Source organism: Rhizobium sp. 16-488-2b (genome assembly GCF_017741815.1).
Classification (GTDB): domain Bacteria; phylum Pseudomonadota; class Alphaproteobacteria; order Rhizobiales; family Rhizobiaceae; genus Rhizobium.
On the sequence record NZ_JAGHMF010000003.1, the window covers coordinates 506151 to 520081 of the forward strand.

Annotated in this window: 17 protein-coding genes and 1 tRNA gene; 9 read left to right on the forward strand and 9 right to left on the reverse strand. The window is 59.7% G+C overall.

Going from position 1 to position 13931, the window contains the following annotated elements; translation table 11 throughout:
• Positions 1 to 136: 136 nt before the first annotated feature.
• From J5286_RS04080 to J5286_RS04090, 3 genes are all read right to left on the reverse strand, one after another.
• Entirely contained in the window at positions 137 to 1105 is a 969-nt protein-coding gene (locus tag J5286_RS04080) for a hypothetical protein (protein ID WP_209189242.1), read from the reverse strand.
• A complete protein-coding gene (locus J5286_RS04085) occupies positions 1105 to 1680 on the reverse strand; it encodes a DUF6932 family protein (protein ID WP_348529239.1) in 576 nt (191 codons plus the stop codon). The genes J5286_RS04080 and J5286_RS04085 overlap by 1 nt, the downstream gene beginning before the upstream one ends.
• Positions 1681 to 2188: 508 nt before the next feature.
• On the reverse strand, positions 2189 to 2422 hold the full coding sequence (locus tag J5286_RS04090) for a helix-turn-helix domain-containing protein (RefSeq protein ID WP_209189243.1): 234 nt from the start codon (positions 2420 to 2422) through the stop codon (positions 2189 to 2191).
• 101 nt (positions 2423 to 2523) lie between these two features.
• Here J5286_RS04090 and J5286_RS04095 point away from each other — a divergent pair, with 101 nt between their 5' ends.
• The 5 genes from J5286_RS04095 to J5286_RS04115 are packed head-to-tail and all read left to right on the forward strand — an operon-like array spanning position 2524 to position 4599.
• Entirely contained in the window at positions 2524 to 2877 is a 354-nt protein-coding gene (locus J5286_RS04095; protein WP_209189244.1) for a hypothetical protein, read from the forward strand.
• 39 nt (positions 2878 to 2916) lie between these two features.
• Positions 2917 to 3402: a hypothetical protein gene (locus tag J5286_RS04100; protein ID WP_209189245.1), complete on the forward strand. Its 486-nt coding sequence runs from the start codon at positions 2917 to 2919 to the stop codon at positions 3400 to 3402.
• Entirely contained in the window at positions 3402 to 4088 is a 687-nt protein-coding gene (locus J5286_RS04105; RefSeq protein WP_209189246.1) for a twin-arginine translocation signal domain-containing protein, read from the forward strand. Before J5286_RS04100 ends, J5286_RS04105 begins: the two co-directional genes overlap by 1 nt.
• Positions 4085 to 4339, forward strand: a complete 255-nt coding sequence (locus J5286_RS04110) for a hypothetical protein (protein ID WP_209189247.1) — start codon at positions 4085 to 4087, stop codon at positions 4337 to 4339. Before J5286_RS04105 ends, J5286_RS04110 begins: the two co-directional genes overlap by 4 nt.
• Before the next feature lie 5 nt (positions 4340 to 4344).
• Positions 4345 to 4599: a DUF6074 family protein gene (locus J5286_RS04115; protein WP_348529240.1), complete on the forward strand. Its 255-nt coding sequence runs from the start codon at positions 4345 to 4347 to the stop codon at positions 4597 to 4599.
• A gap of 567 nt (positions 4600 to 5166) precedes the next feature.
• Here J5286_RS04115 and J5286_RS04120 read toward each other — a convergent pair.
• The 5 genes from J5286_RS04120 to J5286_RS04140 form a co-directional block, all read right to left on the reverse strand.
• Positions 5167 to 5367: a Y4lK-related protein gene (locus tag J5286_RS04120; protein ID WP_511458190.1), complete on the reverse strand. Its 201-nt coding sequence runs from the start codon at positions 5365 to 5367 to the stop codon at positions 5167 to 5169.
• A gap of 458 nt (positions 5368 to 5825) precedes the next feature.
• Entirely contained in the window at positions 5826 to 6059 is a 234-nt protein-coding gene (locus J5286_RS04125) for a hypothetical protein (protein WP_209189250.1), read from the reverse strand.
• Positions 6060 to 6572: 513 nt separating this feature from the next.
• Entirely contained in the window at positions 6573 to 6803 is a 231-nt protein-coding gene (locus J5286_RS04130; RefSeq protein WP_209189251.1) for a hypothetical protein, read from the reverse strand.
• 195 nt (positions 6804 to 6998) lie between these two features.
• Entirely contained in the window at positions 6999 to 7682 is a 684-nt protein-coding gene (locus J5286_RS04135; protein ID WP_209189252.1) for a helix-turn-helix domain-containing protein, read from the reverse strand.
• 180 nt (positions 7683 to 7862) lie between these two features.
• Positions 7863 to 7936: transfer RNA gene (locus J5286_RS04140), tRNA-Gln, on the reverse strand.
• A gap of 259 nt (positions 7937 to 8195) precedes the next feature.
• On the opposite strand from J5286_RS04140, the gene J5286_RS04145 reads away from it, so the two are divergent.
• The 3 genes from J5286_RS04145 to J5286_RS04155 all read left to right on the forward strand — a co-directional run bounded on the left by J5286_RS04145 (position 8196) and on the right by J5286_RS04155 (position 10998).
• A complete protein-coding gene (locus J5286_RS04145) occupies positions 8196 to 9758 on the forward strand; it encodes a Ppx/GppA phosphatase family protein (protein WP_209189253.1) in 1563 nt (520 codons plus the stop codon).
• Between the two features lie 23 nt (positions 9759 to 9781).
• Entirely contained in the window at positions 9782 to 10501 is a 720-nt protein-coding gene (locus J5286_RS04150) for an RlmE family RNA methyltransferase (RefSeq protein WP_112944595.1), read from the forward strand.
• A gap of 101 nt (positions 10502 to 10602) precedes the next feature.
• Complete coding sequence (locus J5286_RS04155) at positions 10603 to 10998, forward strand: VOC family protein (RefSeq protein ID WP_112979921.1); 396 nt, start codon at positions 10603 to 10605, stop codon at positions 10996 to 10998.
• A gap of 13 nt (positions 10999 to 11011) precedes the next feature.
• Here J5286_RS04155 and J5286_RS04160 read toward each other — a convergent pair whose 3' ends face one another.
• Complete coding sequence (locus tag J5286_RS04160; RefSeq protein WP_209189254.1) at positions 11012 to 12436, reverse strand: DHA2 family efflux MFS transporter permease subunit; 1425 nt, start codon at positions 12434 to 12436, stop codon at positions 11012 to 11014.
• Between the two features lie 254 nt (positions 12437 to 12690).
• Here J5286_RS04160 and J5286_RS04165 point away from each other — a divergent pair, with 254 nt between their 5' ends.
• Complete coding sequence (locus J5286_RS04165; RefSeq protein WP_209189255.1) at positions 12691 to 13683, forward strand: MBL fold metallo-hydrolase; 993 nt, start codon at positions 12691 to 12693, stop codon at positions 13681 to 13683.
• Positions 13684 to 13931: the final 248 nt, after the last annotated feature.

Sequence of the window (13931 nt, forward strand, 5' to 3'; positions counted from 1 at the left end):
GCCGATGGCTTCATCACGCCCGCAAACAGGAAGGGCTTCTACAGGTTGGGGGCCGTTTTGGATGGTGCCTTAAGGGCAAAGTCGCAAGGTGGTGCTACCGAACCCTTATCGGAGCGGCATAGCCACCTTGAGGCTCTCAATCGCTTGAGGAGAGAAGGTCAGGGGTCACGCTTGGCTCAAGCGACTCCAGGACAAGCTGCTGCCTGATCATGGTACCTAGGCGCATGGTCTTGGTAAGCGTGAGGTGCGCCGTGACGGGTCGAAGAAGAAGCCTTTCCTTGAAAGCGCTGTCTGTAATGTAGCGGGTGGCGATTTCCTCAGACACGCTCCCCTTTACGGTTGCAGCTTCACCATGGAGTTGGAGTTCGAACTCACGCGAGTCGGGCAACATGCCGAGGAGTACGCCTTCGAATGTCAACTGCTCGTCTGTCACATCGACCTCTGCGAAGCGGTATGACAGGCGGTGGATCTCAGCTGAAGTAAGCGCTACGCGGTTCACATCGCCGACAATTCTCGTTGTGGCGCCAGCGTCTTCCAGCACCTTGGTGAATTTCTGAAGGGCTCCGACCAAACGAGGGGGCGTACTGTCGATAGCTTCCACGAACTGCTGCTCGTCCGAAGAGTTAAGCTTGCCAATCAGCTCGGTTACCTCTTCGACAGCCGTTTTCAGCGGGGTGGCAAAAAGATCCGTTTGGGGCGCCGCTAATTCTTCAAGAATGAAACCCATCGATCCGCGAACGATATCGCGGATGAACAGCTTTGATTTGTCGGCACCGCGAACGCGGCCCTTGGCTGCGATGGTCTTGTCTTGCTGGGTCGCCAAGGAAGCGGCGATTATCTTCTGGTACGAGCTCAGCGCCTCAGTTGTGAAATCCAGGCGGATATCGCCCTGGCCGACAACAGGCTGACCGTCAAAGATAAGCGCAACGCTGGCATGGCTCGCCGGCTTCGATTTGATCTCGTCAATCTTTTGATTGATATCGGACAGCCGTTGGTCCCACATCGTCTTGGATGTGCCCCATCGATCAGCGGGCGCTTTGTCACGCTGCTTTTCGACGAAGGCCCGATCGCTTTCGAGGGATTCTAGCGAAAGCAGATTTGGCATCACTCATCTCCCATCGTTAGAAGTGCAGCTTCGTCATCGAAGGGGTTTACGTCTACTGCGACAAAACCCTTCCATTGAAATGTGTCCCGTTGGTGTGAGAACAAGCCGTACCAATAGGTCACATTCTGGAGCATGTCGAAGATAGGCATGCTGCTATCAATCATAATACCGTAGCTGTCGAGTGAGAACCGCTGCTTATTGAGCTGGCGGTTCACAAGCTGGCTCTCCCAGTAACCTGCACCATGACTCTGCCAAAGGGAATAGTCATCGACATACTTCTGCGGGGGCGCGACAAGGGTGAAAACGTCGATATCGCCAGGCTGTCTGCCGGCAGTCGCTTCGACGTTCTCAACAAAGCTCCCGTCCAGGAGTTGGATCCCTGTATCGTAGCTGTCTGCCGCAAACAACCGTCTGTAAGCAATCAAGCTGCGCAACAGCTGGCGTCGATGTGGGGAGGTGCCAAACCGACCGACCACTTCCTGCATCGTGGCCAGGTAAGGGGATCGATCTAAACTGGTAGGATCGTTTCTGACCGGCGGGATGAGCCCGCGGTGATCGAAGTCTGGAATAGGCACGTCTCTCCCCCAATTGAAATTGCGACAATCTTGGGGAGAAATGGTTAAGCAACCATGCACGTTTACCGGGGGAAATCTGCTATCCGTCCCAGCCGGGATTAGCAGGAGATGACCACCACCCAGCGCCGACAATTTGCCCGAGGAGCCGCGGTGCTGCGCTCCGCAAGGCTGAAGGGCCGCCGATACGGTCCCTATTGCTCGCTTGGCGCCAATGGACCTTGCGCATGCTCGATCATTGCCAAGCGGAGGGCCGCGCACGCTATCTCAGGCGTAACTTTGAACCACTCACCGAAAACACGCGCACCTCGCATCATCTCCATTGCTCTTGCCTTCACCTTCATGGCGGTCGCAACTGGGACTTTGACGCTCTCAACAACGGTCAGACTGTAGTCGCTGGCGTATTGGAGGCTCTTGGCTGGACCGGGTTCGCCCTTCGAAGCGCTAACTCGGCAGATGCCCGCTTCACTGGCTAACACGTACAGATAGCGCGTGCTGTTGACCCGCATCCTCAATCCTTCTTCAGCTTGAGACGGGCGCCGGTGTAGTCGCCATTGGTTATCTCGACATCGTGCGCGGCGTAAGCGGCCTTGATTTTGTCCTTCGTCGTGTCGGTGGCGATGCCCGTGGACTCGAAGCGGTGGACCGTCGTGAAGGCGATGCCGGCGTGATCGGCCAACTCCCTTACCGACCACTTCAGGATAGCGCGAGCAGCTCGGTTAGCTTCGGGGGTCAGTTCGGCCATATTAGCTCCAAATGGTTACAGTTGTATCTTTTTTATTGACGCATACGTTTGTATGCTTTACATACACCTGTAACAACGCAGCAGCAATAGGAAATCACCAAATGCCTGACATCATGGTTAAGGCCACCGCCGAAGGCATGCCCAAATTCGACCGATCCCGCATTATGCAGCTGGCATGGAAGCTTTTCCGCAAGCAGTGGAACGGCAGCCGCCCAGCCAATGAGGCGAGCCGCCGCAAGTCGTTCTCGCGCTGCCTCAAGTCGGCGTGGATGACGGTCAAGTGGGAAGCCGCCGAGGCGCTCAAGACTATCCAGCAGCGTGCGGCCGATCGAGTGCATGAACTGACCGCCGAGCTGATGCGCGTGAATGCTCGTCCCTGGCGGATGCGGGTGGAAGGCGATCGGCTCGCCCTCCAAGCCGAGATTTCAAGACTGCAGGCAACAGCGCGCCTCTAAGGGCTGAATCATATCAATCCATATCAACGGAGACTGACCATGCAGAACGACCGCGTTCCTGTTGAGGGCGAAGCTTTGCCCGAAACTCCCGTGAAGAAAGTAAATCGCCTCGGCTGGGAATTGGCGCGTGCACTCGACGAGTACGCCGATGGAGACTGGAAGGCAGTGGTTTATCCGACGTCGGTTAGGCCGACGTTTGCCGTTGGCTTCTGCTACATGGACCTCCCGGACGCTAAGGACCCATTCGAGGATGCCATTAACGCCTACCGTGAAGGCATGGCCCGCATGGACGCCTTTCCTGATGGAACCATCACAGCCGAGAATGAAGAGCGGCTCATCGCGGAGACGTATGGACCACCGCTCGAGGTGCTCTTGAACTGGAAGGCGCCAACTCTGCTCACCCGTCGCGGTGCAATCACCACTCTGAAATTCATCGCCGACAAGTCGGTGTTTGTCGACGAACTGCGCGATGTGCTGGTTGAAGCAGTCCTGCGCTACCTCGAACGTCAGGAAGGGGTGCTGTGATGGAAACCACGCGTAGAAACTTCATGGCTGGCGCTCTGGTCGCCGCAGCCACTCCGGCCCTAGCAGCCCCTGAAGCTGTGTCTGACCCGCTCGGTACGCTCTTCGAACGCCAGAGGCTTGCTATCGCCGCTGACAGCCTCGAATGGGACCATTACAGCGTAATCATGGACAGCGAGGCCATGGAGGCCGCTCCAGCGCAGAGGGTCGAGATTGGCCGGCTTCTGCGAGGATACATCAACGACGACGGTACACGGCCTTCCGAGCCGATCTATGCGCACACAGAGGATGAGATCCGCAAGCACTACCAACGTCATGACCACTGGCTCATCGTCGGCTCTGGAAAGCTTAACGCGGAAGGCCTTGCCCGAAAGGAACGGGAGCAGGCCGTGCACTACGCCCGCATGGATGAGAAAATCGCCGAGCTCCGGTCAAGAATTGCGGAGGCAGACGCAATCAAAGAGGCGTGCGGCTTCAATGATGCAGAGCAACGGGTTAAGGCATCGTCTGACCAGGTGAAGAACGTCGAGCGTGAAATCCTTGAGTATGTCCCGACCAGCCTCGACGATGCAGCTCGGAAAGCCCGGTGGATCGTCCAGATGTGGAAGAATGAGGACGGCACCTATCTTCGTGATGACGCGGAAACGCTGGAAGTTGCCTTGTCAGCTATCGGGAGGGCAGCCGTATGAACGCGTACACCTCAATCGTAGCCTTCCGGCGCGCTGAACTTGAAGCCAAGATCGAAGAGCTGATCGAGCTGCTTGATCTGCTTGACGGGGATGAAAACCTGGAGCCGGATCATGCCGGCTTCGACCCTCGCACCATGGATGACCGCGAAGGCGACGACGAGCGCGAGGCTGACGAGGCAGAGCGCGGAATAGCGGACGCCGGCGGCATGGCCGAGCAGTATCCTGCACCTATCAGCGGGTATGCCTTGTGAGGGCCGTGTGCTGCTTCCCTCTCGATCGGCAGCGCTCCCAGGTTCAGCGCTGCGCCTCGGCCCTGCAGCGGCTCCACGGTGAGCTTGCCAACGTCTACTGGCGCAAGGAGATGCAGGCGCTTGCTGCCCATCTCAAAGGCCTAGGCTTGCCCGAGGGCGAGGTTTCGCGCCAAGCCATGGCATTCACCACGGCGGTGCAGATCGAGCTCCAGCGGCTCTTTGCGGCCGCCGATGAGCATAGTGACGAAGGGGTGGGGTAAAATCGGATTGGCTCGCTCGATCAAGGCGATAGGCGATCTAAAGCAGAAGCCGAGTAGACGTGGCCAGCATCTTGGATGAAAGCAAATCAAAGCTTCCAGTCGAGCCTAAAATAGGCCTGAATAGGCCCCTCGGCAGCGTCTTCCAGAGTTTCCGCAGCAAGTACGCGCGCACGCGCACGCGAGAGACCCAGCATTCTCCGACAGAAACGCGCACATCCGCTTGTCAACAAATGTCAACATCAGAGGGGCTGGCACCTTTGAATTTAATCAAAGCAAATCAAAGCCGCTCACGGCTTGAAGGTATTGCCATGATGGCAACACCTCGGGAATTTCGCGACCAGTACGCGCACGCGCGCGAGGCAGGACCTGACAAAACCTGACATCGAGGCAGTGATTTTGAATTTCCGGACCAAGTACGCGCGCGCACGCGAGGCTGGCTGCGAGCGCTATAGCATCTCGAAAAATGAGGACGTTTTAGGTCTATTTCGGGAGCAGTACGCGCGTGCGCGCGAGGGCATAGACGCAAGGTTTTTCGGATATCATACGTGAGGCAAGTGCGACCTGGCGTCAGCGGAAGTTTCGAGACGCCATATCGGGGATCAGCGGCGGCGAATATCGCCCGATCGAAACCAGGTATTCGGCAATCTCGGAGATCAAGTGCTGCCTGGAGCCGTAGCGCTGATCGATCTCAAGCAGCTTAGGCGCCACAGCCTCATAAGCCTCTGCTGACAGATCCGCGTCACCGAAGAGGTAGCCGGTTCCTCCCATCACCGCGACGACTTTCCTGGCTTCCCACCGGCGCCACCCAACCCGGCTTTTCCTGGATTTTGCCCACTCCCAGGCTTGCCCGGTAGACCCGGCTTACCTGGTGCACCGTTTTTCGGCGTTCCCATGCATGACACTCCCAAACATCGCGTTTACTTTCTCGAAGGCTCAATGTCGCGTCTTGGTTGCTAACCCATCATTGCTTGATCGCTGGGGGCGTCGTAACTCGAATTCGCTCAGGAGTTTGAGAGACTTTTCGACTACATCGCGCGCACGGCCAGGATCTGCAGCCACCTCTTCGCAGCATCCTGCTAGCCGAACACTAAGACCCAGAAGTAACCGCCATACTGGATCTTCATCAAGCTTGGCAATACATGCTGAATTCTGAAGCCTGCGGGCTAGCGCCCGGATGATGGATTGCCTCTCATCTAGAGCCAAGCATTCAAATGAAGGTGGCGCGGTCACGATTTTTTTCCGCCCGCATTCTTGGCGAAATGATCAAGGACGACTTGAAGACGGCGGAAATCGCGCATCGAATGGAATTTAAAGTGAACCCGTTCGCTCTCGGGAACGCCAACTATCGCGAACCTGTGTAGTTTACTCTGTGCTCGCGGTGGATTGGGGTTCTTGATGTAATCTTCGGCAATCGTGAATGCTGGATCCGTGGATGTCGTGTCGCTGAGGGTTATAACCATCACAATTGTGCTCCTACCTTCAGGCAAGAGCACATAAAATCTCCCAATCGGCTCTGCCCGGGAACGATAGGCCGACAACCGACAGTATGCCTACTTATGCAAATGACCTAATGTTTTAATGCGAGCGAATACGATTTAAGTTTCTCCCATCTGACTTCTTGGCGTTTGCTTGGGCGGGACGAACGATTTCCACGTCATTCAAACACGAACCGATTCTCTTCGATGTAAAGGGCGCCGAGCTCGGTAAGTCTGCATCGTGGTCGTAAACGTTGCATTGAATCAGGCTCAACCTCTACCAGGCCTGCATCAGCAGCGGCGTTAACGGTCTTCCTACCTACTTGCCACGGAAGCTCTTCAAACGAACTGCAGTTCAGGGCCCGCAACAACAGAGCTAATCGTACGGTCGGTTGATGCATCTGCATGCCTGGCTCCTTAGCAATTGCAGATACAGAACCTCCTCACCTTCTCGATGTTCCGCGGTCGCGCGAGTACGCGTAGCAAGCTGCCGGCTAGTCAGGACTGACTGTCGTTTAAATCAATCAAGAGAACTAGCCGGTTGCCAGGCAGATCAATGACGCCCTCATCCTTCAGGGAATAGAGAACGTCGACTATGGTGTCCTGGCTGATGCCTTGCCCGACAAGGGGCGGCCCGACCTCGTAGAGGCTGAGCGGCACGCCGGGTTCAAGCCCGCGCTCTTTGAGCAGCGCAAGCAGTGCTTCCCTAGCGTCTATCGGTTCGCTCACGTGATCAATCCCAGTTCTCTTCACCATCTGGAGCAAACTTTGCTGTCGGATCAGTAACTGGCACGCTCCCGCTCTGGGGCAATACCGAGACAACCATTGTCCGGAGGTCGATCTGAACGATCGAACCAGTTCTTTTCGCGGCTTTCATTATCCGCTCGAGGTCGGCTTGGCGGAACGTCGCTCTCGTCATTTCGACTAAGCCTCATCCTGCAGTTTTTGCCAGGCCTTTAAGCCTTCATCTGTCAGTACGTAGTGAGATAGTCGCCTTGGGTCATCCGGTACGGAGTGGATCTCCAAGAACCCGCGCGCCTCCAAACGGTCGCCGGTATCGGGCCCGCAGTTCTTGATCGCGGCGCCGGGGATTGGCTGATTAGGGAGATGCGCAGCCAACTGGCTCAAAGCTACCCGTTCACGCTTCCCGAGTGGGGTTCCAATAAGAGCTGCTGCCCATTTCTGATGGTTCTCATCCATCAGCCTCTTCATGTCGTCTTGCCCCATTGTGCGGGGATCGAAGCCAAGCTGATCATACCACTGCCTGACCGGGTTGTTTTTGTCGTCGACGATTGGATATCCGCCGGCACCTTTGGCCGGCTCTGGCGCTCCATATTCCAACTCCACCCAAGAGGAGCGGCTCTCCCGATCCGATTGCCACGAAAGCGACTGCTTGATGCTCTCTGCGGCTGGCTCGTTAGGGTCGAGTGACACCAGCCACTCATCCAGCCGTTGGCGTAAATAACGGTCACCCCGCGATGAGCCGGTTAAGGAGATGGGCTTGATGGGGCAGATCTTGCCGAAAGTCTCTGTCGAAAGCCCGCAGTAGGCTGCGGCAAGCTTCCTGTTCAAGGCGGCGGGCCAATAAGGGAGTTTTTCCGTGTCCATCGCTAGTCCCGTGAAAACACCGGTCCAGCATGTTGCATTCCATGTTGCGTGGATTTGCCGTGCATCATTGGAAACCGCTGGAAACCAAGGCGACTAGCTTGCAACATGACGCAACAAGAAATCAACCGAGATGTTGCGTGTCCAGCGAGGTAATCCGTTGATTTCGTTGATGAAAGTGATTGGCTGGGGAACCTGGACTCGAACCAAGATTAACGGAGTCAGAGTCCGTCGTTCTACCATTGAACTATTCCCCAGCAGTCGCTGCCGAAGCGTGCTTGGCTGCTGTGCGGCGCTTATAACCAAATCATCGCGGAATGCAAATAGCTGTTTGAAAAAAAATTGAGCGGCGCTGTGGAGTGTTGGAAAAGGCGGATTCTTGAGGGTTGGGAAAAAGAATTTGTCGTTTTGGCCGAGCGCTGGTATCTTCGCGCCAACGCAAAATCGAACGAGCGCCAGCAGCATACCTCAAGGAGTTCATCCTTCAGGACTTGCGCGGCGCGGTGGAAAAACAACGTGGAAGACCCCGAAGGCGGCTTTAAGCCGCAATCTGACGGGGCGTCGGCGGCAGCGCGCAAGGATGGCAAGAAATCCAGGCGCCGCAAGGGCAAGCGTGGCGGGCAATCCCGCAATGCAGCTCAGGCCGCTTCGCATGCCCCCTCCGGCATTGCCGGCGAGGCAGCGCGCCCAATGGATGCACGTCCAACGGACATTGCGGCCGAGACATCGGCCCGCAAGCGCAAGCGCCGCCGTCGCGGTTCCGGTGCGTCGGGCGAGGGTGCTCCAAGACAGCAGCAACAGGGTGATCAGGCCGCATCCGCCAATCGCGCGCTAGCGCATGATGGCGACGCGGCTTCGGGAAAGCGCGGCCGTCGCAAGCATCGCGGCAAGCGCGGCCTGCAGGGCCGACCGCTGGCGCAGACAAAGCCATCAGGCCATCAGCCCGCGCAGGCGCCTGCGAATCAGCCGAATGTCGGCCGTGGTCCCGCCCAGGAAGCGCGCGGCGAAAACGACAATCGCGTCCAGCGTCATCATCAGGAGCGCGGCGAACGGCCCGCTTCCGCCCATCCCTGGCCGGATGAGCTATACGCCGCACTCGACCTCGGCACCAACAATTGCCGCCTTTTGATCGCGCAGCCGACCCGTCCGGGCCAGTTCCGTGTCGTCGACGCGTTCTCGCGCATCGTGCGCCTCGGCGAGGGGCTGGCTGCGAGCGGGCGTCTGTCCGACGACGCAATGGATCGCGCCGTCGATGCGCTGCGCGTCTGCGCCGGCAAGCTGAAGAACCGCGAGATCCGCCGCATGCGGTTGATCGCCACCGAGGCCTGCCGCCAGGCAAGCAACGGCGAGGAGTTCCTTCAGCGCGTTGTTGCGGAGACCGGGCTTGAACTAGAGATCATCGATCGCGAGACCGAGGCGCGGCTCGCCGTCTCCGGCTGCTCCTCGCTGGTTGGCCGCGAGACGCGCTCCGTCGTGCTCTTCGATATCGGCGGCGGCTCGTCCGAGATTGCGGTTATCCGCATCGGCGACAGCCGCTTCAGCCGGCTTGCCAATCATATCACCCATTGGACCTCGCTTCCCGTCGGCGTCGTGACACTGTCCGAGCGCCACGGCGGCCGCGATGTCACGCCGGATGTTTTCGAAGGCATGGTGCTTGAGGTCGAGGGCATGCTCTCCGGCTTCGATTGCCCCGTCATCGATGGCGATCTCGGCGATTTCCACCTGATCGGCACCTCGGGCACGGTCACCACGCTTGCCGGCGTCCATCTCGATCTGCCGCGCTACGACAGGCGCAAGGTCGATGGCATCTGGCTGTCCGATGATGAGGTCTCGGCCATGCAGGCGAAGCTTCTTTCGTGGGATTTCGCCAGCCGCGCCGCCAATCCCTGCATCGGGCCTGATCGCGCCGATCTGGTGCTCGCCGGATGCGCCATTCTCGAGGCCATTCGCCGCCGTTGGCCGAGCCCGCGCATGCGCGTTGCCGATCGTGGCTTGAGGGAAGGCCTTCTCACCGACATGATGGCGGATGACGGCGTCTGGCGGCGCCATCGCCACCGCCGCGGTCAGCGCGGCAAGTAAGTGCGGCAAATAGGGGATCAGCTATGACCAAGCCAACCATTGCGGGCAACCGCACCGGCCGCAAGCTCGGCCAGCGCGTCAAGAACAAGAAGATGAAGGCGTCCTCGCGCCAGTGGCTGCAGCGCCATATCAACGATCCCTATGTGCAGCGCGCCCAGCTCGAAGGCTACCGCGCCCGCGCCGCCTTCAAGCTTTTGGAGATCGACGAGAAGCACGGCATCCTGAAGGGCGCGCGCCGCATCATCGATCTCGGCGCCGCACCGGGCAGTTGGTCGCAGATCGCCGCCAAGGTCACCGGCTCGACGGATGAGGACATCCGCGTCGCGGCCATCGACTTCCTGGAGATGGCGCAGCTCCCCGGCGTCAAGATCCTGCAGCTCGACTTCCTCGATCCGACGGCGCCTGACCAGCTGATGGAAGCGGTTGGCGGCACGCCCGATCTCGTCATCTCCGACATGGCGGCGCCGACCACGGGCCACCACAGAACGGACCATCTGCGCACCATGCATCTGTGCGAAGTGGCCGCGCATTTCGCCATCGAGGTTCTGGGCGAGGGCGGTCACTTCCTGGCCAAGACCTTCCAGGGCGGCACGGAAAAGGACCTGCTCAATCTGCTGAAGCAGAATTTCAAGCAGGTCGTCCACGTCAAGCCGGCCTCCTCGCGCGCCGAATCCGTTGAGATGTTCCTGCTCGCCAAGGGCTTCAAAGGACGCAAACATCAGGCCGACGAAACCGAGGCTTGATTTCGGGGCCATTCCGGGTGGAGTATGACACTCCCGGGACCGTTCCGGCGGGCCCAAGACAGCCCATCATTGGGCCAAGACCGGAATGACCGCGGATATCAATGCTGCTTTACGTCACGCTCGGAACCAACGACATCGACCAGGCCCGGCATTTCTATGATGTCGTGCTCCCCGTGCTGGGCTACCGCCGCCAGCGCTATTCGGAAGAAGAGATCGGCTACGCCGCCGATGGCGATATCCGCTGTCGGCTGTGGATCGTCACACCCTTCAACCGCCGCCGTGCATCGAATGGCAATGGCACCATGATTGCGCTCGCGGCCGAAACCCGGGCGGATGTCGATGCCTTCTATCGCGCGGCGATATCAGCCGGCGGCGTCAGCGAGGGCGAGCCGGGCCTGCGCCCCTTCCATGCCAATTTCTATGCCGCCTATGTGCGCGATCCCGATGGCAACAAGCTGAGCGCCGTCTGCGAGGCGCCTGAGCCGGCCGCCGAATAAACGTCGCGGACGCTTACTTCACGGCCTGCTGTTCCGCGTCCAGCACCGTTGCCGCGAGCGGCTTGACGCGATGGCCGGAGACCAGCGCGCCGGCATGCTTGTCCATGCGGATGAAGGGGATGGTCGCGACCACGGTCATCAGCGCAATCACGTAGAAGGCAATGTGGAAGTCCACCGCCTGCAGCGCTTCGCCGCGAATGAAGATCGAGGTCTCCAGGATCGCTGCGGCCACGGCCACGCCGAGCGCCAGGCTGATCTGCTGCATCACGGAGCTCATCGAGGTCGCCTGGCTCGCCTGCGCGTCGTCGATGTCGGCATAGGCAAGAGCGTTGACGCCGGTAAAGAAGAAGGAGCGCGAGAAGCCGCCGATCAGAAGCACCAGAATAATGACGAGATGCGGCGTGGTCGGCGTGAAGAAGCCGGTGGTCACAGTCACCAGTGTGGTCACGCCCGCCGCCGTCAACAGCGTCGAGCGGAAGCCCACGGCCGCGAACACTCGCTTGGCCATGAATTTCGTGGTGATCGCGCCGATCGCGCCGGCGAACGTGATGAGGCCGGATTGGAACGGCGTCAGCCCGAAACCGAGCTGCAGCATCAGCGGCGTCAGGAAAGGCATGGCGCCGATGCAGATGCGAAACAGCGTGCCCCCTGTCGTCGATGCCCGGAAGGTCGGGTTCTTGAAGAGCTGCAGATTGAGGATCGGTGCCGGGTGCCGTCTCGCATGGCGTACATAAAGCGCGCCGCAGACGATGCCGATGGCGGTCGCCGCGATGCCGATGATCGGCGGCAGTGCCGGCAGGCTGACGACAGAGAGGCCGAAGACCACGCCGGCTGCGGCAAAGGAGGTGAGCACGAAGCCGGTGATATCGAGTTTCGGCGGCGCCGTCGCCTCGACCTCGGGCAGGAAGATCGTCGCCAGCCACACGCCGATAATGCCGACGGGCACGTTGATCAGGAATATCCAGTGCCAGGTGAAATAGGTGGTGATGAAGCCGCCGAGCGGCGGTCCCGCGAGCGGCCCGACCAGCGCCGGAATGGTGAGCAGCGCCATGGCCGAGACGAGATCGCTGCGCTTGGTGGTGCGCAACAGCACCAGGCGGCCGACCGGCGTCATCATCGCTCCGCCCATGCCCTGCAGGAAGCGGGCGACGACGAATTCGATCAGGCCGGATGAGATCGCGCAGAAGATGGAGCCGACGACGAAGACGCAGATGGCGAGGCGGAAGATGCGCTTGGCGCCGAACCGGTCCGCCATCCAGCCGCTGATCGGGATGAAGACGGCGAGCGACACCATATAGGATGTCAGCGCCAGCTTCAGCGTGATCGGCCCGACATGCAGGTCGTTGGCGATCGCCGGCAGCGCGGTCGAGATGACGGTGGAATCCATCTGCTCCATGAAGAGCGCGACGGCAAGGATCAGGGGAACGATGCGGTTCATGCGCGAAAGCCTTGGGGGTCTAGCAAAGGCGGCTCGGAAAGCCACTGCTCTTTAGTCCTCGCACCGGCGTCTGCCAAGTGCGCATTCATCTTAGGAAATGCGAATGCATCACGTCTGCGTGACACGGATGGTTCAGGGATTTCAACGCGCGGAATTGACATATGTTCGTTTCGGCGGATTGCGATAAAGGGTGGTCCGTCATGACGATGGGGGCGGCGCGCCAATGCGCCGTGCGTTATTGCAAAGGATGGAACATGGCGATTTCGATGGGGATGAACAGGCGCGCGTTTGTAGCGGCAGGCGTTGGCCTGCTGGCCGCGCCGATGATTTTGAAAGAGACGGCCGTGATGGCCGCAACCGGAGACAACACCAAGATGGATGCGACAACGCAGCCCCAGTTCAATCAGTTCAAGCTCGGCTCCTTCAAGTTCACCGTCGTCAAGGACGGTGGCGTGGTCGGCGAAAAGCCGAATGAAACCTTCGGCACCAACCAGACGCCGGAAACCGTTCAGGCGCTGCTCGCCAAGAACTTCCTGCCGACGGACAAGTTCGTCAACACCTTCGCGCCCTTCGTGGTCGATACCGGCTCGGACGTGATCCTTGTTGATACCGGCTTCGGCGAAAGCGGCCGCGCCAAGGGCAACGGCCAGCTCGCAGCCGGCCTCAAGGCCGCCGGCTACTCGACCGACGACATCACCATCGTCGCACTCACCCATCTGCATGGCGACCACATCGGCGGCTTGATGGAAGGTGGCAAGCCGGCCTTCGCCAAGGCCCGCTATGTCGCCGGCAAGACCGAGTACGACTTCTGGACCGACAAGGCCCGCGAGGGAACGCCGGCCGAAGGCGGCCACAAGGCGGTGCTCGCCAATGTCGCGCCGCTTGCCGAAAAGATGACCTTCATCGGCGAGGGTGACACGATCGCCTCCGGCATCACCGCGATGATGGCCCCCGGCCACACGCCCGGCCACATGATCTTCAACATCGAGTCGGACGGAAAGCGCCTGGTCGCCACCGGCGATACCGCCAACCACTATATCCTGTCGTTGCAGAACCCGACCTGGGAAGTCCGCTTCGACATGGACAAGGCGGGCGCTGCTGCCACCCGCAAGAAGGTGTTCGACATGATCGCAGCCGACAAGGTGCCGTTCCTCGGCTACCACATGCCTTTCCCGGCTGTCGGCTATGCGGAAGTTTACGAAAGCGGCTACCGCTTCGTTCCAAAGACCTACCAGTTCGACCTCTGATCCTGCTGCATGGCAGCCATACCAAGCCCGGCCACCGCGCCGGGCTTGTCGTGTTTTCGGCGTACGTTTCTCCGCGGGAAAGCGCGCCAGTCTCTCTCCACCTTCATTCCTGTGCTCGTCACAGGAATCCAGCCGACGCCCGTCGGCGCGGCCGGAAGAGTCCATTGCGCTCAAGGACTTGAGTGCGCTGGATCCCTGTGACAAGCACAGGGATGAGGACGCGGGGAGGGAAGCGCTGAACGTTAGCC